Origin of the sequence: Streptomyces sp. NPDC002619 (genome assembly GCF_042889305.1) — a bacterium.
Classification (GTDB): Bacteria; Actinomycetota; Actinomycetes; order Streptomycetales; family Streptomycetaceae; genus Streptomyces.
This window is the reverse complement of sequence record NZ_JBIAQV010000002.1, coordinates 1-15,005: the sequence shown is the minus strand read 5'-3', so window position 1 is coordinate 15,005 and position 15,005 is coordinate 1. Positions and strand designations below refer to the sequence as shown.

The following is a 15,005-nucleotide window of genomic DNA, read 5'->3' as shown; positions in this document are numbered from 1 at the left end:
GCGGGAGGAGCAGGTATGAAACGCGCGGGTCGGCGTGCCAGAGCGGTCCGTGGGTCAGCCCAGCGGATCCGCAGGATGCGGCGCCAGCAGCGGTAGCCGGGACGCCAGACGCTCCTCGCACAGCTCGACCAGGCGGTCGTAGCCGGCCTTGCCCATCAGCTCGGTCAGCTCCGCCCGGTAGGAGACGTACACCGGATCGCCCGCGCCGTGCGCCGACGTCGCCGACGTGCACCACCAGTGCAGGTCGTGGCCGCCCGGACCCCAGCCCCGGCGGTCGTACTCACCGATGGAGACCTGGAGGACGCGCGTGTCGTCGGGCCGGTCGATCCAGTCGTACGTCCGCCGGATCGGCAGCTGCCAGCACACGTCCGGCTTGGTCTCCAGCGGCTCGCGGCCCTCCCGCAGGGCCAGGATGTGCAGCGAGCAGCCCGCGCCGCCGGCGAAACCGGGCCGGTTCTGGAAGATGCACGACCCCTGGAACGGGCGCGTCTGCCGGGCACCGTCCTCGTCCTCCGCGACCCAGCCGTGCTCCATGCCCTCGTCGTGGTGCTGCCAGACCTCCGGCGTGAGTCGCGCCACGTGCTCGGCGACCCGCTTCTCGTCGTCCTCGTCGGAGAAGTGCGCACCCAGCGTGCAGCACCCGTCGTCCGCGCGGCCCGCCTGGATGCCCTGGCAGCCGCTGCCGAAGATGCAGTTCCACCGGGAGGTCAGCCAGGTCAGATCGCACCGGAAGACCTGTTCGTCGTCCGCCGGATCGGGGAACTCCACCCACGCGCGCGCGAAATCGAGCCCCTTCTCGTCGGCTGCGCGGATCTCCTCGGCCTTCTTCGATTTCTTCGATGGCTTCGCCTGCGAAGAACCGCTGGAGGATTTGGCTGGCTTGTGATCCTTCGCCTTTTTCGTCTTTGGCACGCGTCCAGAGTAAGACGCCGAGGACCGCTCCGGGGACGGCTGACGCCGCAGGTGGCAGTAGCGTTCCGTACATGAGACTCGGTGTCCTCGACGTTGGATCGAACACGGTGCATCTGCTGGTGGTGGATGCACACCCCGGCGCACGCCCGCTGCCCGCGCACTCCCACAAGGCGGAGCTGCGGCTGGCCCAGCTTCTCGACGGGGACGGGGCGGTCGGCCCCGACGGCATCGAGAAACTGGTCGGAGTCGTCCGCGAGGCGCTCCAGGCCGCCGAGGACAAGGGCGTCGAGGACCTGCTGCCGTTCGCCACCTCCGCCGTGCGCGAGGCCACCAACGCCGACGACGTCCTCGCGCGCGTGCACGCCGAGACCGGCGTCGAGCTCCAGGTCCTCACCGGCGCCGAGGAGGCCCGTCTCACCTTCCTGGCCGCCCGCCGCTGGTTCGGCTGGTCCGCCGGAAAACTGCTGGTCCTGGACATCGGCGGCGGCTCCCTGGAGATCGCCTACGGCATCGACGAGGAACCGGACACGGCCGCGTCGCTGCCGCTCGGTGCCGGCCGCCTGACCGCGGGCTGGCTGCCCGGCGACCCGCCCGCCCCCGAGGCGATAAGGGCCCTGCGCAGGCACGTCCGCGCCCAGATCGCCCGTACGGTCGGCGAGTTCAGCCGCTCCGGCGCCCCCGACCACGTGGTCGCCACGTCCAAGACCTTCAAGCAGCTGGCCCGCATCGCCGGCGCGGCCCGCTCGGCGGACGGCCTCTACGTCCAGCGAGAACTGAAGCGCCAGTCCCTGGAGGCCTGGGTCCCCCGCCTGGCAGGCATGACCACCGACCAGCGCTCGGAACTCCCCGGAGTCTCCGAAGGCCGCTCGAGCCAGCTGCTGGCGGGCGCCCTGGTGGCCGAGGCCGCGATGGACCTGTTCGGCGTGGAGAACCTGGAGATCTGTCCGTGGGCGCTGAGGGAGGGCGTGATTCTGCGCCGACTGGACCATATGGGCACGGCGTAGCCGTTGCCCAGGGGCGCGGGGCTGTATCGATATGCGGCTCCGCCGCGTGGGCGCGAGCAGCCAAGGGCAACCCGCACGCGCCCAGGAAGCAGACCCCACACGGCGAACAGGCAACCAACACCCGAACCAATGACACCCCGTACCCTGTCCAACGTGGCTGAACCAAGGGACGTCCCCGTCCGAATCCCGGATGCGAAGGTCGCCCTGTCCACTGCCTCCGTCTACCCGGAGTCCACGGCGACGGCCTTCGAGATCGCCGCGCGCCTCGGTTACGACGGCGTCGAGGTCATGGTGTGGACCGACCCGGTCAGCCAGGACGTCGACGCCCTGCGCAGGCTGTCCGACTACCACCGCATCCCGATCCTCGCCGTGCACGCCCCCTGCCTGCTGATCACCCAGCGCGTGTGGTCCACCGACCCCTGGGTCAAACTCCAGCGAGCCCGCGCGGCCGCCGAGAGGCTGGGCGCGAGCACCGTGGTCGTCCACCCGCCGTTCCGCTGGCAGCGCCAGTACGCCCGTGACTTCGTCGCCGGGATCTGGCGCATGGCGAACGAGACGGACGTACGGTTCGCCGTCGAGAACATGTATCCCTGGCGCTACCGGGACCGCGAGATGCTCGCGTACGCCCCCGACTGGGACGTCACCAAGGACGACTACCGCCACTTCACGATCGACCTGAGCCACGCGGCGACCTCCCGCACCGACGCCCTGCACATGGTCGACCGCATGGGCGACCGCCTCGGCCACGTCCACCTCGCGGACGGCAAGGGTTCGGCGAAGGACGAGCACCTGGTCCCCGGCCGCGGCGGCCAGCCCTGCGCCGAACTGCTGGAACGTCTCGCGCTGACCGGTTTCGACGGGCACGTCGTCATCGAGGTCAACACGCGGCGCGCCATGTCCAGCGCCGAACGCGAGGCCGATCTGGCGGAGGCCCTGGCCTTCACCCGCCTCCACCTGGCCTCCGCAGTGAAGGTCCCCCGACGATGACCGACACCAGGCCCGGCCGGGCCGACGCGACAGACGGCCGTACCGGCGGGACAGACGGCCGTAGCGACGCGACCACCGCCCGGAGCGGCCCGCCCGCCGGCCGGAGCGAGGCCACATCCGGCCGGAGCAAGGCGACGTCCGGCCGGAGCGACCCATCCGGCCGCCGGGCCGAAGCGACCGCCGGCCGCACCGACGCGACGGACAGCCGTACCGACGCGACCGCCCGCCGCCGTGGCCGCCCCCCGCGCACGGAGTCCGCAGACACCCGCGACCGCATCCTGACGGCGGCCCGCGAGGAGTTCTCCGAGCGCGGCTACGAGAAGACGTCCGTACGCGGCATCGCCAAGTCCGCCGGCGTCGACTCGGCGCTGGTCCACCACTACTTCGGCACCAAGGACCAGATCTTCGAAGCGGCCATCGAGGTCGCCTTCGCGCCCGCGCTGAACGCGCCGATGGCGGTGGCCGAGGGCCCGATGGACGGCGTCGGCGAGCGGCTCACGCGCTTCATCTTCGGCATCTGGGAGAACCCCACCACCCGTACACCCCTGCTGGCGATCGTCCGCTCCGCCGTCAACAACGACAACGCCGCCGCCGTCTTCCGCCGCCTGATCGCCGCCCAACTGCTGCGCCGCATCGCCGGCCAGCTGAATCTGCCGGACGCCGAGCTGCGCGCCGAGCTGGCGGCGGCGCAGCTGGTGGGCTGTGCGATGCTGCGGTACGTGATGAAGGTGGAGCCGCTGGCGTCGGCGGACCTGGAGCAGATCGTGGCGCGGGTGGCGCCGGTGGTGCAGGGGCATCTGACGGGACCCTGATCGTCGGGCCGGCGCAAGACAGGCGTCCCGCATTCCGGACACCGCGTCCCGACCCCTGGATGACCGGCGTACGCTCGTGAGCAATCAGAAGTCTCTCTGATCGCAGTCTCTATCGCAGCCTGTAGAGCAGTCCCTGAAGGAGCGAGCGACGATGCCCGAGCTGAGGTCCCGCACAGTCACCCACGGCCGCAACATGGCGGGCGCCCGCGCCCTTATGCGCGCCTCCGGTGTACCCGGTGCGGACATCGGCCGAAAGCCCATCATCGCGGTCGCCAACAGCTTCACGGAATTCGTGCCGGGCCACACCCACCTCCAGCCGGTCGGCAGGATCGTCAGCGAGGCGATCAAGGAGGCGGGCGGCATCCCGCGCGAGTTCAACACGATCGCGGTGGACGACGGCATCGCGATGGGCCACGGCGGCATGCTCTACAGCCTCCCCTCCCGCGACCTGATCGCGGACTCGGTCGAGTACATGGTCGAGGCCCACTGCGCCGACGCCCTGGTCTGCATCTCCAACTGCGACAAGATCACCCCGGGCATGCTGATGGCGGCGCTGCGCCTGAACATCCCGACGGTGTTCGTCTCCGGCGGTCCGATGGAGGCCGGCCGCGCCACCCTGGTGGACGGCACGGTCCGTACGCTCGACCTGATCGACGCGATGGTCGAGGCCGCCAACGACAAGGTCTCGGACGCGGACGTCCTCAACATCGAGGAGAACGCCTGCCCGACCTGCGGCTCCTGTTCCGGCATGTTCACGGCCAACTCGATGAACTGCCTGACCGAGGCCATCGGCCTCTCCCTCCCCGGCAACGGCTCGGTCCTGGCCACGCACACGGCCCGCAAGCAGCTGTACGTCGACGCCGCCCACACGGTCATGGACCTCACCCGGCGCTACTACGAGCAGGACGACGAGACGGTCCTCCCGCTCAGCATCGCCACCTTCGCGGCCTTCGAGAACGCCATGGCGCTCGACATCGCGATGGGCGGCTCCACGAACACGATCCTGCACCTGCTCGCGGCCGCCCAGGAGGCGGGCGTCCCCTTCGGCCTGGAGCAGATCGACGCGGTCTCCCGCCGGGTTCCCTGCCTGGCGAAGGTCGCCCCCAACCTCGCGAAGAACCGCACGTACTACATGGAGGACGTGCACCGCGCCGGCGGCATCCCCGCCCTGCTCGGTGAACTGCACAGGGGGGGCCTGCTCAACGAGGACGTGCACGCGGTCCACAGCCCGTCCCTGGCGGACTGGCTGAAGACCTGGGACGTGCGCGGCGGCTCCCCGTCGGCCGAGGCGATCGAACTCTGGCACGCGGCCCCCGGCTGCGTCCGCTCGGCGGAGGCCTTCTCCCAGTCGGAGCGCTGGGACGCCCTGGACGACGACGCCGAGGGCGGCTGCATCCGGAGCGTGGAGCACGCGTACTCGAAGGACGGCGGCCTGGCGGTCCTGAAGGGCAATCTGGCGGTCGACGGCTGCGTGGTGAAGACGGCCGGCGTCGACGAGTCCATCTGGACCTTCGAGGGCCCGGCGGTCGTCTGCGAATCGCAGGAAGAGGCCGTCGAGAAGATCCTCGCCAAGCAGGTCACGGACGGTGACGTGGTCGTCATCCGCTACGAGGGCCCGAAGGGCGGCCCCGGCATGCAGGAGATGCTCTACCCGACGTCGTTCCTCAAGGGCCGTGGCCTGGGCAAGAGCTGCGCACTGATCACCGACGGCCGCTTCTCCGGCGGCACGTCCGGCCTCTCGATCGGCCACGCGTCCCCCGAAGCGGCGTCCGGCGGCACGATCGCCCTCGTCGAGAACGGCGACCGCATCCGCATCGACATCCCGGGCCGGTCGATCGAGCTCCTGGTCGACGAGACGGAACTGTCCCGCCGCGAGCAGGCCCTCGGCGGGACGTACGCCCCGAAGAACCGCGACCGCAAGGTCTCGGCGGCCCTGCGGGCCTACGCGGCGATGGCGACGAGCGCGGACAAGGGCGCGGTGCGGGATGTGAGCCGACTCGGCTGACGGGTTTTTCCGGCTGGGGCCGCCTTCGTGTGGGGGCGGCCCTTTGCCATGTCACCAGGCCGAGGGATCGTGTGCGTCCACGGCGAAGACGGTGCCGTCGGGGGCGGTGGCGTAGATGTGGCCGTTGGCGATCAGGGGTGTCGGGAGAGCGGCGGTGACGTCACCGGAGTTCCTGCCGAGCCGCGGCGGGGTCTGCCCGACGAGGCTTCCGTCACGGGCGTCGACGGCGAGCAGACGTCCGTCGGCGGCGGTGAGGTACACGTGGTCGCCGTCGCTGATCGGTGCCGAGCCACGGCTGACCGATGTCTGCGTGTGCCAGACCCGCTTGCCCTGAGCCACATCGACGGCCTCCAGCGAGCCGCCGGTGGCCAGAAGGTAGACGACGTCGCCGCGGACGGAGGCCTGGGCGGAGAGGCGCGGAGCCGACAGTGGCACCCTGCGCGACGACTTCGAGGCTGGTGTGTAGCGGAGCACCGCGTTCGTCTCACTCGCGGTGCTGTCGAGGGACAGCAGGAACAGGGATCCGCCCTGGCTGCCGACGAGCTTCAGTGCGCCCCTCAGCTGTGCCGTCCACCGCTCGGTACCCGTGGCCGGATCCACCGCGGTGACCCGCGTGTGTGTCCCGTCCTCGGAGGCGGTGGTCACGTACGCCAGCAGGTCGCCGCCGAAGCAGGCCAGGGACGGTGTGCCTCCAGAGACCGGCCGACTCCACTTGGTGTCGCCCGAAGCGGTGTCCACGCCGGTGAGTGACGCGCCGGCGCCCGTGACGAGGGCCATGCCGCCGGCGTACCGCACAGCACCCTGCGCGGGCAGTTCCCACTTCCAACGCGTTGCACCGGAAGCCGGGTCGAGCGCTTCCAGCTGCCGGCCCTTCCCTGTGATCAACTGCACGAGTCCGCCTGACAGGGCCGGCGGTTCTTTCGTACGTCCATTGGCGACCTTGTGCCGCCACAGCAACGTGCCGTTCGACGCGTCGAGGGCGAAAGCCAGCCCGGGACGGGAACAGAACAACTTCCCTGCTCCATAGGAGCATTGAGACGTCGCCGAGCCTTCGCCGACCGGCTCCGCATGCCAGTTGCCGAATTCGGGCGACGTGCTCTGGGCGCCGGCCTCCTTCGGCGTCGGACCGCCGTCGTCCCCTAGCCACGGCACCGAGGAAAGCGCTCCCGCCACGACGAGGCCGAGGGCCCCGAAGGAGAGGGCGGCCCGCTTGGAGAGGCGACGCCGGCGCCGGACGGCATGCGGCACGACGGATTCCGGCTTCGGCCTGTTGTCGCCCGTCCGCTGCGCCGGCATGAACGCCTGTGTGTCGTACGAGGCGGCCACCGAACGCAGTTCTTGCATCAGTTCGTCGGGCGTCGGACGGTCCTCGGGCTCCTTGGCGAGGCATCGCAGCACCAGCGGAGCGAGGCTTTCCGGTACGCCATCGAGGTCCGGCGCGTCATGGACGACTGAGTAGGCGACGACGTACGGACTGTCGGAGTCGAACGGCCCACGCCCGGTCGCCGCATGCACCAGCACCGACCCCAACGCGAAGACGTCCGCGGCGGGCCCCACTTCACGCGGTCGCCGGAACTGCTCCGGCGCCATGAAGGGCGGCGTACCGATCAACTTCCCGGTCTCGGTGCGCAGTTCGCTGTCCTGCGGCCGGGAGATGCCGAAGTCGATGACCTTGGGCCCATCCTCGGCGAGCAGCACGTTGCTCGGCTTCAGATCGCGATGCACGACCCCGACCCGATGGATGTCCCGCAGGGCCTCGGCGAGCCCGGCCATCAGCCGACGCAACTGGGCGGCAGGCATCGGCCCATTCCGCTCGACGTACTCGGAAAGGGTCGGCCCGGGAATGAACAGGGTGGCCATCCAGGGCCGTCCGGCCTCCGGATCGGCATCGACGACGGGCGCGGTGAAGGCACCGCTGACCCTCCTGGCGGCGGCCACCTCCTGCCGGAAACGGCCTCGGAACTCGCGGTCCTTGGCGAGTTCGGCGTGTACGACCTTCACCGCCAGCTTGAGCCCCGAGGTGCTCCTGGCCAGATGTACGACACCCATGCCACCCGAGCCCAGGCAGGACTCCAGGCGGTAGTGACCGGCGTACTCGGGAAGTTCCGCTTCCGCGCCCGCTCCGGTGTTCCACTGTGGCGCCATGGGACCACCCCCGTGCTGTTCGTCCGCGCGCGCGACGCACGGAGCCTAGTCGATGACTCGTACGAGACGGAGGCGGCTTGCTAGCCTCCGAGTGCGAGTTGCGCACGCGTGTTTCAGGGCGTGTTTGATGGGAATCAACGAGATCCCATGTCAGTCATGGGGTCCAACGGGGGAGGTTTTTCATGTCTGTTGACCGTGCCGAAGAGGTCGAAAACGGGGCAGAGCCCCAAGCCGTCACGGCGGAGGTGATCTTTCGGACCTATCCGGTCGCCCCGGGCGTCCGTCTGAACGTCCGTAATGGCCCTGGTACCACCTACGGCGTCGTGCGTGTCCTGCCCGAGGGAGCGCGCGTCCCGATCTACTGCCAGACGCCGGGTTCGACGGTGACGGGTCCGTACGGCACGTCGAAGATCTGGGACAACATCGACAACGGCGAGTACGTGTCCGACGCCTATGTACGGACGGGCAGCGACGGCTACGTGGCCGACCGCTGCGCCTGACTCATTTCTGAAGGGACAGAGATGACATCTCGCAGACGCGGAACCGTCTTGCTCGCGGGCGCCGCAGGCGCCTTTCTCATGGTGCTGGGAACCTCTGCTGTTGCCGACGCGGCCACAATCCGCACCTACCCGGTCGCCCCGGATATCCGTCTGAACGTCCGCAGCGGTCCCGGCACTACCTACGGCATCGTGCGCGTCCTGCCCGTAAACACACGCGTACCGATCTTCTGCCAGACACCGGGGACGACGGTGACCGGCTACTACGGCACTTCGAACATCTGGGACAACATCGACATCGGTGAGTACGTGTCCGACACCTACGTCCAGACGGGCAGCGACGGCTACGTAGCTGACCGTTGCGGATAACCCCCCGACCCGAGCCCGCACCCCCCGGCGCCATAATCGTCCCGTGAGCGACGAACCCGGCACCCCGGACACCCCCGCGGGCTCCACCGGAGGCGAGCCGAACGGCCCCCGCCCCGAGCCCCTCCGTTTCTTCGGTACGTCCTGGGTGAACCACGACGACGGCTACGCGGCCCGCCGCGCCGGTGTGGCCGTCGGCTCGCTCGCGGCGGCCGTCGTCGCCTGCCTGGTCCTGCGTTTCGCCTACCAGGGCCTGCAGATCGCGGACACCGGTGCCTTCGTGACCGTGCTGGTCGTCGCGATGTTCGCGATCTGCAGCGCGCTGGCCTTCCGCAACACCTGGGACGGCTTCGGCAGGCGCCCCGACGCCGACCGCCAGGCCTCCCTCCGCGGCCTCCTGGCCATCGGCTTCGTCGGCTCGCTCCTCGCCTACTTCTTCCGCTCCCTCACCGAGGCCCCGGGCGAGAAGCTGCACCGCGTGGAGTACGAGACGGCCCGCAGCCAGTACGAGAGCCGCTGGGCCCGCCGCACCGGCAACCCCTCGAAGAAGCGCCGCAAGAAATAGCCCGCGCCGCCTTTGTCGTCCGCGCTCACCGCAGGGCCCAGGTCAACCCCGCCCCTACCTCCCCACCCCACCCCCCTGTCCTCTCCCACCCCACCCCCACCACCATGTCCTCATGACCGCGAAGCCGCCCACCTCCACCCCCGCCCCGGACAACTCCCCCTCCACCCGAGCCCGCTCCTTCGACGCCGCCGCGGCCCAGTACGCCGCGAACCGCCCCTCCTACCCGCCCGCCCTCTTCGACGCCGTCGAAGAACTCGCCGCCCGTCCCCTCGCCGGCGCCCGGGTCGTGGACGTCGGTGCGGGGACGGGTATCGCGACCGCACTGCTGCACGCCCGCGGCGCAGACGTGGTCGCGGTGGAACCCGGTGACGGGATGGCAGCCGAGTTCCACCGCAACCTCCCCGGCGTTCCGATCGTGCGCGGCAACGGCAACGCCCTGCCTCTCGCCGACGCCTCCGCCGACTTCGTCACCTATGCGCAGGCCTGGCACTGGACCGATCCGGCCCGCTCCGTGCCGGAGGCTCTGCGTGTTCTGCGGCCCGGCGGCGCGCTCGCGTTGTGGTGGAACACCGATGCCCTCGACGTCGAGTGGATCGCCGAGGCCGCCGAACGCGCCGTCCGCTTCCACGGCATCGACATCACCGTCGAGCAGCGCAAGGCGGCCGAACGGGTCGACCGGGCCGACCCCAGCGGACGCCTCCGCTTCACCCGGCGGGCCGTCCGCTGGAGCCGCCGCGTCCCGGTCGACACCCATCTCGCCAACCTCGGCAGCCACTCGCTCTTCCTCGTCACCCCGCAGGAGCGCACCGCCGCTTTTCTCGACGAGGAGCGCACCCACCTGCTGAAGGTCTTCCCGGACGGCAACGTCGAGGAGACGTACGACGTAGTCCTGCTCGTCGCCACCACCGAAGCCGAAGCCGACACCGACTGATCCTCACCCACAGCACCCGGCCCGCGCCGCAGCCCTCCTCGCTCCTCACCCTCACCCGCCGGAGGCAGCCGCGCGGGCCCTTTTCGTACCCCGCCCGGCACTTGACGGCTCCTCGCGCCCCGAGCATTATTCATCACATGATGAATTACTCGCCCGGTGCTTCGGAGACCCCGGCGGTCAGGGCCGCGGCCCTCACTGTCGTACGCGGCCCCCGCACCGTCCTGCGCGGCCTCGACTTCTCCGTCCCACGCGGTCAGATCACGGGGCTGCTCGGACCGTCGGGCTGCGGCAAGTCCACGCTGATGCGCTCCATCGTCGGCACCCAGGCCAAGGTCACCGGCACCCTCGAGGTCCTCGGCCGCCCGGCCGGCCACCCCGCCCTCCGCACCCGTATCGGCTACGTCACCCAGGCCCCCTCCGTCTACGACGACCTGACAGTCCGCCAGAACCTCGACTACTTCGCCGCGATCCTCGACCCCGGCCGTGCTGCCGCCGAACGCCGCCGGGCCGACGTCACCCGAGCCATCGACGACGTCGCCCTCACCAGCCACGCCGACGCCCTCGCCGGCAACCTCTCCGGCGGCCAGCGCAGCCGCGTCTCCCTCGCCGTGGCCCTCCTCGGCGCACCCGAACTCCTGGTCCTCGACGAACCCACCGTCGGCCTCGACCCGGTCCTGCGCCGCGACCTGTGGAACCTCTTCCACGACATCGCCGCCTCCCGCGGCGCGACCCTCCTCATCTCCTCCCATGTCATGGACGAGGCCGAGCGCTGCCACCGGCTCCTCCTCATGCGCGAGGGCGAGATCCTCGCCGACGACACCCCGGAAGCCCTCCGCACCCGTACCGGCTCGGAGACCGTCGAGGCGGCGTTCCTGCACCTGGTCGACGAGGCGGTCGCAGCGAGCCGCACCAAGGAGACGACGCGATGAGTACGACGACGCCCACCACCCCCGCCACCCCCGCGCGCCTCGCCCCCATCAGCGCCCTGAACGCCTCCCGGACCGCCGCCACCGCGACCCGGGTCCTGCGCCAACTGCGCCACGACCCGCGCACGATCGCGCTGATGATCCTGATCCCCTGCGTGATGCTGTTGCTGCTCCGCTATGTCTTCGACGGCAGCCCGAGCACCTTCGACGGCATCGGCGCCTCCCTGCTGGGGATCTTTCCGCTGATCACGATGTTCCTGGTCACGTCCATCGCCACCCTGCGCGAACGCACCTCCGGCACCCTCGAACGCCTCCTCGCCATGTCCCTCGGCAAGGCCGACCTCATCGCCGGCTACGCCCTCGCGTTCGGCACCCTCGCGATCATCCAGTCGGCGCTCGCCACGGGTCTGGCCGTCTGGTTCCTCGGCCTGGACGTCACCGGCTCCCCGTGGCTCCTGCTCCTGGTGGCACTCCTGGACGCCCTGCTCGGTACGGCCCTCGGTCTCTTCGTCTCGGCCTTCGCGGCCTCGGAATACCAGGCAGTCCAGTTCATGCCCGCGGTGATCTTCCCCCAACTCCTCCTGTGCGGCCTCTTCACCCCGCGCTCCAACATGCACCCCGTCCTCGAGGGCATCTCCAACGTCCTCCCCATGTCCTACGCGGTCGACGGCATGAACGAGGTTCTCGACCACACCGACATGACAGCCACTTTCATCCGGGACGCCCTGATCGTGGCGGGCTGCGCGCTGCTGGTGCTGGCCCTGGGCGCGGCAACCCTGCGCCGCCGCACACCGTGACCGACCGGCCGGCACCCCCCGGCGCCGGGCCGGGCCGACGGGAAGTCCCCCACGGTCGCCCACCGTCCGCCCACCGGACAGTCGCCCCCCTCTCCACACCCCCAGTGCGACGATGTACCCCGGACGACGAACCCCCGGAGGCATCCCCCGCCATGGTCCAGAAAGTCGCAGTCCTCGGCACCGGCAAGATCGGTGAAGCCCTGCTCAGCGGAATGATCCGAGCCGGCTGGGCTCCCGCCGACCTCCTGGTGACCGCCCGCCGTCGTGAACGGGCCGAGGAACTCCGCGCCCGGCACGGCGTCACCCCGGTGACCAACCCCGAGGCCGCGAAGACCGCCGACACCCTGATCCTCACGGTCAAACCGCAGGACATGGGCGCCCTCCTCGATGAACTCGCCCCGCACATCCCCGCCGACCGCCTGGTCATCAGCGGAGCCGCTGGCATCCCCACCTCCTTCATCGAGGAGCGCCTCGCCGCGGGCACCCCGGTCGTCCGCGTCATGACGAACACCCCCGCCCTCGTCGACGAGGCCATGTCCGTCATCTCCGCCGGCACCCACGCCACCGAGGACCACCTCGCCCACGCCGAGGAAATCTTCGGCGCCGTCGGCAAGACGCTCCGAGTCCCCGAGTCCCAGCAGGACGCCTGCACGGCCCTCTCCGGCTCCGGCCCGGCGTACTTCTTCTACCTGGTCGAAGCCATGACTGACGCCGGCATCCTCCTCGGCCTGCCCCGCGACAAGGCCCACGACCTCATCGTCCAGTCCGCGATCGGCGCCGCCACCATGCTCCGCGACAGCGGCGAACACCCCGTCAAACTCCGGGAGAACGTCACCTCCCCCGCCGGCACCACCATCAACGCCATCCGCGAACTCGAGAACCACGGCGTACGAGCCGCCCTCATCGCCGCCCTCGAAGCCGCCCGCGACCGCAGCCGCGAACTGGCCTCCGGCAAGAAGGACTGACCTCAGCGGGACCGAGCTCGGTGGCGTGGCCACTCACGACAGCGGCCACCGGCACGACACCGCTGCGCCGGCTCCTCGACCAGCGCATCGCCGCCGCCCAGGAACTCCTCGAACGCACCGACCTCTCCATGCCCGAGGCCGCCCGCCGCGCCGGCTTCGGCAGCGAGGTCACGATGCGCCAGCACTTCGCATCGCGCCTCGCCACCAGCCCGCGCGCCTACCGCGCCGCGTTCAGCACCCGCTCCGGCTCGGGCTCCGACAAGGGCTCCAGCAGCCCGATCGCCCGATAGGCCGCATCGACGGTCGGCCGCGCCATCGCCCGCGCCTTCTCCGCACCATCCCGAAGCACCCCCTCCACATACACAGGATCCGCGCACAACTCCTTGTGCCTGGCCTGTACGGGCTTGAGGACCTCGACCACGGCCTCCGCGGTGTCCTTCTTCAAGGCGCCGTACGACTCATATACACCGCCCAAGGCCTCGGGGTTCCCACCCGTGCACGCCGCCAGGATCTCCAACAGATTCGCCACCCCCGGCCGCACCTCCCGGTCGTACACGACCTCCCGCCCGCTGTCCGTCACGGCCCGCATCATCTTCTTGCGCACCACGTCCGGCTCGTCGAGCAGATAGACGACGCCCGGCCCCGAGTCGTCCGACTTCCCCATCTTCGACAGCGGGTCCTGCAGGTTCATCACCCGCGCGGCAACCCTTGGAACCGTCGCCTTCGGCACCACGAACGTATGCCCGTACCGCTGGTTGAATCGCACCGCCAGATCCCGCGTCAGCTCCACGTGCTGCGCCTGGTCGTCCCCCACGGGCACCTCGTCCGTCCCATAGGCCAGGATGTCCGCCGCCATCAGCACCGGGTACGTCAGCAGCGACAGCCGCACACTCCCGCCCCCCGCGCGCTCACGCGCGGACTTCTCCTTGTACTGGATCATCCGCCGCATCTCGCCGTCCGTCGCCACGCACTCCAGCACGTACGACAGCCGCGCATGCTCGTCGACATGGCTCTGCACGAACAGGGTGCACAGCTGCGGATCGAGCCCGGCCGCCAGCAACAGCGTCGCCGCCTGCCGACTGAGTCTGCGCACCCGCGCCGGGTCGTGGTCCACGGTCAGCGCGTGCAGATCGACGACGCAGAACAACGCGTCCGACTGGTGCTGGTCCACGGCGGCCCACTGCCGGATGGCCCCCAGGTAGTTCCCCAACGTCAGATGTCCGGTCGGCTTGACGCCGCTGAAGACCCGTGTCATCTCTACTCCGTCTCCTGGTCGAGACCGCCGCCCTGGGCGGCCGGCCCTCAGGAGTCCTGGAGGGGGATACGAAAACGGCCGCCGAGGCGGCGGCCGTTGAGTGCATACGTGCGCACGGCCGCCGTCAGGCGGCCCGCCACTGTTCGTTGCACGTACGCGTCATCACATGGTCCACCGTACGCCCCCGGAGGGACGTCCGGGGGCGAGTTGACACACCCCAACCGGATACGTAGTGTTCTCCGAGTTGTCCGACGTGAGCGCCGACTGCGGTCGGTCCCCGGACAGCCATTCTGCAGGTACCAACCCAGCAATCGACGATCCGTCGTCGTGCGTTTCGGCGTGCGTATTTGCGAAATGAGGAATCCGCGTTCGAAAGGACGCAGGCCCCGATTAGCTCGGGCGCCGGGAATCCGCTAAAGTCTCACTCGTCGGAACGGCCCAACGGCCACGAAGACAAGCCCCGCCGACCGGGAATCAGTGCCGAAAGGATCTGATAGAGTCGGAACCGCCGGAAAGGGAAACGCGAGAGCGGGAACCTGGAAAGCACCGAGGAAATCGGATCGAGAAAAGATCTGATAGAGTCTGGAAACACCGAAGGGAAGCGCCCGGAGGAAAGCCCGAGAGGGTGAGTACGAAGGAAGCGTCCGTTCCTTGAGAACTCAACAGCGTGCCAAAAGTCAACGCCAGATATGTTGATACCCCGTCCGCCGGATATTTTCCGGTGGTCGAGGTTCCTTTGAAACAACACAGCGAGGACGCTGTGAACGGTCGGGCTTATTCCGCTCGACGGTTCCGCTCTCGTGGTGTTCATCCCGATTACGGGAAAACATTCACGGAG

General features: G+C 69.9%; 13 protein-coding genes and 2 pseudogenes. 12 read left to right on the top strand and 3 right to left on the bottom strand.

Annotated features, from left to right (window positions below):
• Positions 1-54: 54 nt before the first annotated feature.
• Entirely contained in the window at positions 55-912 is an 858-nt protein-coding gene (locus tag ACFYXB_RS04165; protein ID WP_389577494.1) for a hypothetical protein, read from the bottom strand.
• Between the two features lie 71 nt (positions 913-983).
• Here ACFYXB_RS04165 and ACFYXB_RS04160 point away from each other — a divergent pair, with 71 nt between their 5' ends.
• The 4 genes and pseudogenes from ACFYXB_RS04160 (at position 984) to ilvD (ending at position 5,720) form a co-directional block, all read left to right on the top strand.
• Positions 984-1,916 (top strand): Ppx/GppA family phosphatase, encoded by a 933-nt coding sequence (locus ACFYXB_RS04160; protein ID WP_389577492.1) that lies wholly within the window; start codon positions 984-986, stop codon positions 1,914-1,916.
• Between the two features lie 129 nt (positions 1,917-2,045).
• Positions 2,046-2,903: a sugar phosphate isomerase/epimerase gene (locus tag ACFYXB_RS04155; RefSeq protein WP_351350116.1), complete on the top strand. Its 858-nt coding sequence runs from the start codon at positions 2,046-2,048 to the stop codon at positions 2,901-2,903.
• Between the two features lie 209 nt (positions 2,904-3,112).
• A pseudogene (locus ACFYXB_RS04150) lies at positions 3,113-3,715 on the top strand (TetR family transcriptional regulator); the annotation flags it as partial.
• A 151-nt stretch (positions 3,716-3,866) separates the two neighbouring features.
• A complete protein-coding gene (gene ilvD / locus ACFYXB_RS04145; RefSeq protein WP_389577490.1) occupies positions 3,867-5,720 on the top strand; it encodes a dihydroxy-acid dehydratase in 1,854 nt (617 codons plus the stop codon).
• Positions 5,721-5,771: 51 nt separating this feature from the next.
• Here ilvD and ACFYXB_RS04140 read toward each other — a convergent pair whose 3' ends face one another.
• A complete protein-coding gene (locus ACFYXB_RS04140; RefSeq protein ID WP_389577488.1) occupies positions 5,772-7,865 on the bottom strand; it encodes a serine/threonine-protein kinase in 2,094 nt (697 codons plus the stop codon).
• Between the two features lie 182 nt (positions 7,866-8,047).
• Between ACFYXB_RS04140 and ACFYXB_RS04135 the strand changes: the two genes are divergently transcribed.
• The 8 genes and pseudogenes from ACFYXB_RS04135 to ACFYXB_RS04100 all read left to right on the top strand — a co-directional run.
• Positions 8,048-8,365: an SH3 domain-containing protein gene (locus tag ACFYXB_RS04135; RefSeq protein WP_351350121.1), complete on the top strand. Its 318-nt coding sequence runs from the start codon at positions 8,048-8,050 to the stop codon at positions 8,363-8,365.
• 21 nt (positions 8,366-8,386) lie between these two features.
• Positions 8,387-8,731: an SH3 domain-containing protein gene (locus tag ACFYXB_RS04130; RefSeq protein WP_389577486.1), complete on the top strand. Its 345-nt coding sequence runs from the start codon at positions 8,387-8,389 to the stop codon at positions 8,729-8,731.
• A 43-nt stretch (positions 8,732-8,774) separates the two neighbouring features.
• Positions 8,775-9,293 (top strand): EamA/RhaT family transporter, encoded by a 519-nt coding sequence (locus tag ACFYXB_RS04125; protein WP_389577484.1) that lies wholly within the window; start codon positions 8,775-8,777, stop codon positions 9,291-9,293.
• A gap of 112 nt (positions 9,294-9,405) precedes the next feature.
• A complete protein-coding gene (locus ACFYXB_RS04120) occupies positions 9,406-10,224 on the top strand; it encodes a class I SAM-dependent methyltransferase (protein ID WP_389577482.1) in 819 nt (272 codons plus the stop codon).
• A 137-nt stretch (positions 10,225-10,361) separates the two neighbouring features.
• The gene (locus tag ACFYXB_RS04115; protein ID WP_351350127.1) at positions 10,362-11,153 is read left to right on the top strand and encodes an ABC transporter ATP-binding protein; all 792 of its coding nucleotides are present in this window, start codon (positions 10,362-10,364) and stop codon (positions 11,151-11,153) included.
• The gene (locus ACFYXB_RS04110; protein WP_389577479.1) at positions 11,150-11,947 is read left to right on the top strand and encodes an ABC transporter permease; all 798 of its coding nucleotides are present in this window, start codon (positions 11,150-11,152) and stop codon (positions 11,945-11,947) included. The genes ACFYXB_RS04115 and ACFYXB_RS04110 overlap by 4 nt, the downstream gene beginning before the upstream one ends.
• A gap of 152 nt (positions 11,948-12,099) precedes the next feature.
• Positions 12,100-12,912, top strand: a complete 813-nt coding sequence (gene proC / locus ACFYXB_RS04105) for a pyrroline-5-carboxylate reductase (protein ID WP_351350141.1) — start codon at positions 12,100-12,102, stop codon at positions 12,910-12,912.
• A gap of 38 nt (positions 12,913-12,950) precedes the next feature.
• Positions 12,951-13,202: pseudogene (locus ACFYXB_RS04100) on the top strand (helix-turn-helix domain-containing protein); the annotation flags it as partial.
• Here the strand turns inward: ACFYXB_RS04100 and trpS are convergent.
• A complete protein-coding gene (gene trpS / locus ACFYXB_RS04095) occupies positions 13,130-14,167 on the bottom strand; it encodes a tryptophan--tRNA ligase (RefSeq protein WP_389577477.1) in 1,038 nt (345 codons plus the stop codon). The pseudogene ACFYXB_RS04100 and the gene trpS overlap by 73 nt on opposite strands.
• Positions 14,168-15,005: the final 838 nt, after the last annotated feature.